Source organism: Capnocytophaga sp. oral taxon 329 str. F0087 (assembly GCF_000213295.2).
Lineage (GTDB): Bacteria > Bacteroidota > Bacteroidia > Flavobacteriales > Flavobacteriaceae > Capnocytophaga > Capnocytophaga leadbetteri_A.
In genome coordinates this window covers 1-8,826 of sequence record NZ_KN390054.1, presented here as the reverse complement: position 1 = coordinate 8,826, position 8,826 = coordinate 1, and the positions used below count along the sequence as shown (strand labels likewise).

2 protein-coding genes are annotated in these 8,826 nt (G+C 40.5%); both read right to left on the bottom strand.

Annotation, left to right across the window (positions count from 1 at the left end):
- Positions 1-141: 141 nt before the first annotated feature.
- Positions 142-861, bottom strand: a complete 720-nt coding sequence (ric, locus tag HMPREF9074_RS10620) for an iron-sulfur cluster repair di-iron protein (RefSeq protein WP_009389504.1) — start codon at positions 859-861, stop codon at positions 142-144.
- A 600-nt stretch (positions 862-1,461) separates the two neighbouring features.
- On the bottom strand, positions 1,462-8,826 hold a 7,365-nt coding region (locus HMPREF9074_RS10615; protein WP_034540715.1), incomplete at its 5' end, for a T9SS type B sorting domain-containing protein.

The window sequence follows — 8,826 nt, the reverse complement described above, 5'->3', positions numbered from 1 at the left end:
ATAAACATCCCCCCTATACACATACTCCGCTGCGCCAGCTCGCGGACTTCCTTCAAAGGGGGAGATGTGACGGTCAATATACACGAGCTTTAGAATAGTATAATATACTTTAGAACTTACGTTAGTTAGTTAATTATTAAATTAACCTCGTAATTGTTTTTCTAAGGCGATTGCTTTAGGGAATAGGATATTATTCTCTAAGTGAATGTGGCGATTGAGGTCGTTTTCGAACTCTTGTAGCATAGCATAGGTTACCTTATAAGTGTTGCAAGCATCGGCTGGTGGAGTGTAGCCATTGGTTAGCTTAACGATTTCCTCGAAACGGTCGCCTTCAACACTGTGTTCGTGCATCATCATAGCGATAGGGTTTTCGACTGTACCAAAGTGGATTTCGCCCAAAGGCTCGCCTGACTGTTGCGCTTTTACTAAACTCTCGATGAAAGGGAAAAGTACGTTTTCTTCTTTTTGGAAGTGAGAAGCTAAATCGCGAGCACTTTCGTTGAAAATACGGTTGATTTCAAAAAGCTCTGGGTGACGGTCGCCGTGTACGCGGCATAGCTTATCGAGGAATTGCAAAAGCATAGAGGTTTTATCGCGTACGTATTGGTGGTGAATACGCACGATATAATTAGCCAACAGGTCGAGCGGCCAATCGCGTACATCTACCTCGTTGCTATTTCCCTTAGGAAGTGACTCTAATTCATTGATAAGCGCACTAGGAGCTACGCCCTTTTTATCGCACGCCTCTTCGATGGTACGACCGCCTTTGCAGCAAAAGTCAATACCGTGTTTTTTGAATATGGCAGCTGTACGGAAGTCGTCAGCTACTATTTGTCCGATAGTTTTATCAGTTAAACTCATAATAAATACTTTTTATTTTGGGTGCAAAGATACGATAAGATATAGAAATATAAAAGTGTTTGATGTCTTTTTTAAGGGAAAAACAAATTTTAACACACTTTTCTGTTTTAGTAATATTTTAACAGTTTATTTGGGTTTTCTGTCTTAAAAAGAGCTTTTTAAAATATAAAAATCATAATAAATCGGGTAAAGATACATTATTATCATCAACAAATAGAGGTATTTTTAGATAACGATAATAATTTTTTAGATTTTTTTAATAAAAATTTTGGTAGTTAATATTTTTGGTGTATCTTTGCATCGTTAAAAAATGATAGCGACTTTTTCATAAACCAAGAAACCAAGTGAAAACCAAAGCATAAACAAAAAGTTTTTTTCATAATTTTTATTTTTAAGTTTTCTTTTTTATTATTAAATTCAAAAAGAGGTTACCTAAGGGATTAGGTGCCTCTTTTTTCATTAATAGGCTGCTTATTTGACAAGGTTGTAACACGATGAGACAAGTATTTGCACCGCCCACAAAAAAGGAAGAATTTTGCAGCGTAAAACAAAAAAGGACTACCGCGAGGGTAGCCCTTTTTATAGTATCAAATCATTTTTCTAACGATAAAGTGTGAAGTTTCCTTTGAAAGTTCTGTTGTCGTCTTCATCGCTGAGTTCGACTATATACCAGTAATCGCCTGCTGGCATATCTCTACTTTCATACTTACCGTCCCATTCTTCGCCATAGCGTATTACTTTGAGACGGCGTCCGTAGCGGTCATAGATGCTCGTTTTGATAAACGGATACTTCTCTATGTTGCGCGGTGACCAAGTGTCGTAAGTACCATCGCCATTAGGAGTGAAGTAGTTAGGGATGAACACATCAAAATACTCTTCGTAGAATGTCTTAGAGACGGTACATCCGTTGAGGCCTGATGAGTCGTAAGCTACTACATTGACTATCTTATACACCTTACCGCTAACAGGGTCGGTATAGTCAGGGTCAGTACGTTTGAGTTCGTATAAGTTGTTTTCGTCATAGAATTGACCATTGAACTCGTACTTATACGGTTTCTTACCTCCTACTGCCTCTACTTGTAGCGTATTGACTACAGTAGTAGGTGTTTTGACGATATTAGAGATTTGGTAAATCTCTTCGATGCTTATCGGTTTTGAAAGAGTATGAGAACAGCTATTCACCTGCCCAGTAAGCGAGTGTACTGAAGTATAGAAGAACTGAATAGTTTGGGTAGCTATACTTCTATCAAAACGCGTTTGGTCGATATAACCAACGTTATAACCGTTATTACGAGAGAATGTCAGTGGTACTGTAGGAGTAGTAACTCCGTTGTAAATCAGATAAGTCATATTATTAAAGTTGACATCATCTTTAAATCTGACTTCTATCCACGTAGTAAACTCGTTATTATCGCAATTGTAGCCTTGTTTTATTTCGGCTTCCATATCAGGAGCAGAAATCACCTTGAAATCGTAAGTAGGCGACATTGTACAGTAGCCACCGTTACCTTGTCCGGCATCGGTTATCTCTATGCTATAATCGGCTGCTGGTAGATTGCCCACTGATACTGGAGTGCTAGTATAAACCCCTGACTCATTATGATAAATGATATTGGTAAACTTATCAACTACTTTTACGTTATAAGGAGGGCGACCGCCTTGTACATAGAAAAGCATACCACCTGTAGTTTCACCATAACATACTTGTAAGTTTGCCGAAGTTACTGATACAGTGATAGGTTTAGGCTCTATCACTTCTATTTGCTCTTTGCGAAGTACACAACCCCAAGTATCCATTATTTCAAAGGTATACATACCTGGTGTAAGGTCTTCGAACTTAGCATTATCGTATTGAGGACCTTTTGTTGCATAGTTATTATCAATAAGCGAGTAATAATACCTGCCAGAACCTCCGCGTATAGTACTAGTAATAGCCTCAATAATACCATCAGTACTTCCGAAGCAAGTAGCGTGCTGAGTAACCGTAATTGTACCTGTTATTTGGTCAGGATGCAATATGGCCACCTCGGTAGTACCAGAAGCAGTAGGACAGCCCCACGCATCGGTGATAGTGATAGTATAGGTAACCACCCCTCCTGGAGTGCCAGTAGAAGCTAAGTTCTTAAACAATACGCTATCGCCTTCTAAATTGATAGTATCTTGACCGGTGATAGAACCACCACTGATGTTGACTGTATAAGGTGCCCAACCTCCGGATACGGTTACCATTATTTCGGCACGGTCATTTGAACAAGTAACACTTGCTGTTTCTTGAGAGAAGACTGTAATTGGGTTTTCAGCCTCTATCAATTCGAAAGTAGTGTTAGCTGAGCAGCCTGTGATAAGTGAGGTAGCTTCTACACGGTATTTACCAGCTGACAATGATATATTAGCTATTTTTCCAGGGGTAAGTGTACCGTTAGTAGTACCACTAGAGACAGCACTATTGGTAGTCATATCGTAAATGACATAGTTGAAACCATTAGCTACTTGGTCGCCGTCAGAGAGTCGGCTATCAGTAAGTTCAAAGGTTACTTTTCCTGAGCCACCTTTACATTGTATGCGCTCAATATCTTTAGCTTCTAACAATAGGGTACGAGGGTCAAGCACTGTATAGTTGGTACTTATTTCGCAACCTGTAGACTCGTTCTTAGCTGTTACCACATAATAACCAGCCTCGGTAATAGATACTACCCCACTAAGAGTCAATGCGGTAGCTGTTCTGGTAAAGAAAGCAGCTGGTTCGCCTATCTTAGTAATAGTATAAGTTATTAGCTCATTATTATAAACTGTAGTTGTGCTTAAGGTTATATCGATAAGTTCTGTACCATTAGCACAAGTAAGCACTTGAGTTTGACTAACTGTTAGGGCACTCATTATTAGAGTAGATGAGATAGTAGCCCTCGTACTAGTAGCTGAGCAACCATTGCTATCGTATACTTGTACATAATAATCGGTATCGGCAGTGAGGTAGTTAGGCAATGTATACGTATAGTCGGTAACATTGTCTTCTACAGTCTGCTGATTTACCAAACGATTAGTAGCAACCTCGCGGAATTCAACTCTTGTGTAAGGAGTAGTACCTCCTGTTACAGCACCGAGATTGAATGTTAGTTTTGGATAAGCTGATTCGCCTGTTAAGTATCCGTATTCATCGCGCTCGCACTCGTAATCTTTCTTAGTGAGAGCTCCTGCAGTTACGCTTACTACATCAGGAGATGTAGCTGTAGCTACTGTACTTACGGTACAGCTACGTACTGACTCGGCATAGATGATATAGCCTTTGCCTCCTAAGGTAATAGGCCCTGAAGGTACACCAGAGATAGTAGCATAATTGTTATTAGGCGTTATAGAAGCCGTAGCTACTGGCAAGCCATTAGTATCAGTAATACTAAACACATAAGGACCTTCGGCTACTGGGGTAACTTTCACCCTAATAGTGGCCTGATCACCATAGCAAGCTGGAGTAGAAATAGACATTACTTCTATTTTAGGTAACTCTGGTTTTACTATACTGAAGTCTAAGGTTTTAGCACACTCAGCAGCTGTACCAAAGAGAGCATCGTCATACACATTGATACGGTAGCTACCTGCTGTAAGAGCATAAGTTGCTCCGTCTATCACATAGGTAGTAGCACTACCTATATTGTTGGCAGTGATAAGTGGAACGGCACGTTCTGTAGCGGTACCTGCTCCTGAGATACGATATAAACCTACACGATAAGTACCTGAACCTCCTGTTATATTCTTAACAGTGATGGTAGCAACTCCTGAGCCACAAGGTACTAATGAAGTATGTTCAGCTTCAAACTTTATCATCTCGTTCACCTTAAAGGTAGTGCTGGTCTCGCAACCATTAGCATCGCGTATAGAAAGAGTATATGAAGCTACATTAGGAGCTAATCGCACTGGCAAGAGCACTTGTTTATCGGCAGGAGCTGTAGGTACTGTTAGGTTTTGCCAGTTATTGATACCGTCTATCTTGTATTGGTGTTGCCCTACTCCTTTGGTAGTAAACACTACATTGATAGGGTAATCAACATTTTCGCTACAAGCATCTTGTACATCAACTGATGCTATACTTGGACTATCATCTAAGCCTACATATACTACTGTACTAGTAGTACATTCAGCATTATCGCGGATATATACACGATAGTAGCCAGAAACTACATCACGTGAAGTGCTATGTTGATTGACAATAAAGGCATTGTCTAAGGCTGTACCTGAAAGTACTGGTGCCAATGGAGTGGTAATAGACTCATAGTAATACTGATAAGGTGCCTGACCACCTTGTGCGTCCACTACTATCTTACCTTTACCTATATCTTGAGGTTGTTGGCAGGTAGCTTTTTTAGCTACTGTAACTGAAGCCGTAAGCTGAGAGGTAGACCTACCTATGGTAAACTCTTCAGTACCTTGGGTACAACCCAAGCCCGCATCAGTAAACAATACAAAGTAACGCCCTGGAGGGATACCCTCTATGGTAATATCTTCACCTATTGAGGCTGTACCTGTAAGTGTTTTCAAACCCCATACAGGATGATTACTTCCTGTTACATCAGTAGGTTCTGTAAGCAATGGGTGTGTAGGTGGGTATTTGTACACCGCATAATTAACACTTGTACCAGGCCAATCTTTCAAGTTAATGAATACCTTACCATCATTAGCATCGTAGCAAGTAGTAGGTTTGGTACCATTCACTGAAGTTTTTAGCGGAGACTGAGTAGGCACAGGTATTTTAGCTTCTTTAGTAAATGAACAGCCTGTAGACTTATCATATACTACAAAGGTATATTTCACACCTGGTATCATTCCATTAGGTCCTCCTGTAAAGGTATAAGTAGCGGCTTGTACTATAGAATAACCATCAGATAAGGTAGTAGTAGCCAAATCACCCATTCTATACCAAGTTGTAACGATAGTAGTACCACTTACTGTATTAGTATAAGTATGGCTTGGCAAGTATGGATTGATAGGCATCGACATACCATCTTGGTATACAGCTATATATTGTTCTGCCCCTATACCAGAGCCTAACTTATCGTATACTGATACTGCTAGTCCACCAGAGTTGCCTGCACAACCTGGAGTACCTACAGGGCGTACATCTAGACCGTTGGCTTCAGAGTTGATATCAAACTCTTGGGTATACTTACAAGACTTGCTGTCTTCTATCACCACTCGGTATCTACCAATGTCCATATTATCAAATTCTACATTGGTATCGGTAAGCACACCTGTACGTACCTCTACACTAACTCCGTTCTTAAACACGGTAACTGTAAACGGAGCGGTACCCCCTGAGCTTACCAAAGCGGTAATCTTAGATTTCTGTACAATATTAGAACCTGTACATTTCAAGCTAGTATGGGTAATGGTTGCTACCATTGCAGGCACTTGAGTAATTGTTAATCCCACTGGCACAGACTCGCAGCTAGCACTATCTTTTATAGTAATAGTATAAGTACCTGCTGCTAAGCCCGTGATATCAGAGATTACAGAAAGTTGACTAAGAGTAAGTCCGTTGTTAAACAAGAGTGTATATGGTGGTGTACCACCTGCTATATCGCTGCTATTGATACGTATCTTACCAGAATTAACACCTGCACAGTTTACTGGCTCGACAGTAGGTGTAACAACGAAGCGTGGTATTTCCCTCTTCACTTCTTGTTTAGGTGATACTACCTCGCAATAGTCGCCGTTATCCATTTGATAACGTACTTTGAAGTAGTAATCGCCTTCTACACGAGTTTTGAATACGTATTCGTTGCCCGATTTAACTAAGCTCATACCTGTAGGGATAGCCACACTAAAGTTAGTGGTAGGCGAATTGCTCCACAAGAACTCGCGTGTACCGGCTTTACCACCTGTATAAGTAATGCTAAACACCGCCTCGCTATTGGCTGCACAGCCTAAAGCTATAGTTTTAACGGTTTGCATTCTGAGCGGGTTATCAATTGTATAAGTTGTACTAGTAACGCACGAGCCGCCATCACGTACCCATATATTATAGGTACCTGCAGTTAAATTATTATATATCATAGTAGTGCCGCCAGCAGTAGAACTGCTTTCATAATTAGCACCACCATCTTTACTAAACTGATACTCACCATTACCGCTGAGTACGTTTACTTGTATACTTCCGTTAGAGCCTCCTGAGAAACAAGGGTCTAAATCAATTACTTCTATCTTAAGTGGCTTAGCATTAGTAACCTCTAAGGTAGCTGAGCCCACACAGCCGTTAGCGTCTTCTACCTCTATACGATAGTTGCCCACACTTAGGTTAAAGTCAGCCTCATTATTAACTGCTGGCTGAGTAGCGGTAGTACCACCAAGTAACGGTATAGCACGGAAAGTGCGGTAAGGCTTAGCCCCTCCGTCTCCAGTTAAATGTACAGAAGCAAAGGTATTAAGACAAGTTACTGGCGCCTCAATAGTAGCTGTAACAGTTAGCGGTACTGGTTTCTTAATAGTATAAGTAATATCTGCTCTACAGTCAGGGTCGTTTGTTTTTCTAAAATACATAGCCCCGTTAGTAACTGCCGATAGGTTAGTAATGGTAGCAACCCCTTGAGTAGCTGTAGTAGCCAATAGGGTAACGGCCGTCCAAGTAGTAGTGCCTTGCAGCTGGTATTCTATAGTGTTGCCACCAGCATTATTCACCATTAAATACATAGAGCCATCACCGGTACCACATTTCTCATCATAGGCAGTACCTCTGACGCTAAATTGGCGGTTTCCTTCAACATTTACTGACACTCCTTCAGTGCGTATTGAGCATAACTTAGTAGGTTGCGATAGAGCAATATCATCTACAGCTAAGTAGTTAGCATTAGCAATATTGCGAAGCTCAAACTCTACTGAGTTATAATTGATTTGCGAAGCTGCAAAGGTTATTTTCTTATTCACCCAAGCTCCAGTACGCTGTAGTTCGCCTAAGGCTTTTTCTTCATATATAGCACGGTTACCAGGGTTATAGAGACGTACCACTAAGTTAGGATTGTTTTCACCTATATAGTTACTTGGCAATAGGTTAAAGAGATTCATTGTTACATTAAGCTCTTGTCCTACTACCACATCCTTAATAATACGTCTGTACACTACCCCCTCATCGCTAGTACGATTAGTAGAGCCACCATTGATAGCCAAGTATCTACCATCAGTTACCGCAGAGGCATCTGTTGGCGTCGGACTTACCCAATTAGTCTTACCAGGCACTTGGCGGGTAATCATATACTGATTACTTTCTAACGAAGTACCATTAGAGTTACATACGATAAAGATATTATCAGTATTACAAGTATCTAATCCTGTGCCAAAGTCTTCCTTAAACAAGATATTAGGAGTAGTACCTGTCACATTAGCAGGTGTATAAATAGCATATACGCTATAAACTCCTGGCGATAAGGTAAATACATTAGAGGTACGCGTTTCGCTGATAGTACCATCCGATTTGGTGAGTTGGTATTGGTATACTCCACCTGTAGGATTAGTAGTAATAGTGAAAGTACCTTTACCCTCGCAGTCATAAGTTACAGCAGTGCTAGTAACGGTAGCGGGTACTATAGGCGTTATCTTTATAGGTATTTCAAGGGTACACTTATTGCTGTCGCGTACATATACCACTGAGGCAGTCGAGCCTACCATCAGCACATTATTAGTGCTGTAGTTCACATTATTAACACTGTACTCATAGCCTGTACCGGTACCACCCGACACGTTATTAACAATTACCTTGTACTGCTTAGTAGGCGAATTGGTATCGCACGATATATCTTCAGCAACCCCTGCATAAGCGCGTAGGGTAGTAACTTCATTCTTAATCTCAATATTAGGGTTGTTATATACACAAGTTACATTGCTTGACAGCTGAATTCTTATTTCTAATTTATACTTTGCAGCTGTTAAGTTATAAAAATACCCTGTAGTATTTGAAGAAACAAGTGTTTCTCCTCCTAAATC

What these genes read in the sequence shown, in the direction of transcription:
- ric (WP_009389504.1), bottom strand. Translation starts at nt 861, where the DNA reads ATGAGTTTAACTGATAAAACTATCGGACAAATAGTAGCTGACGACTTC.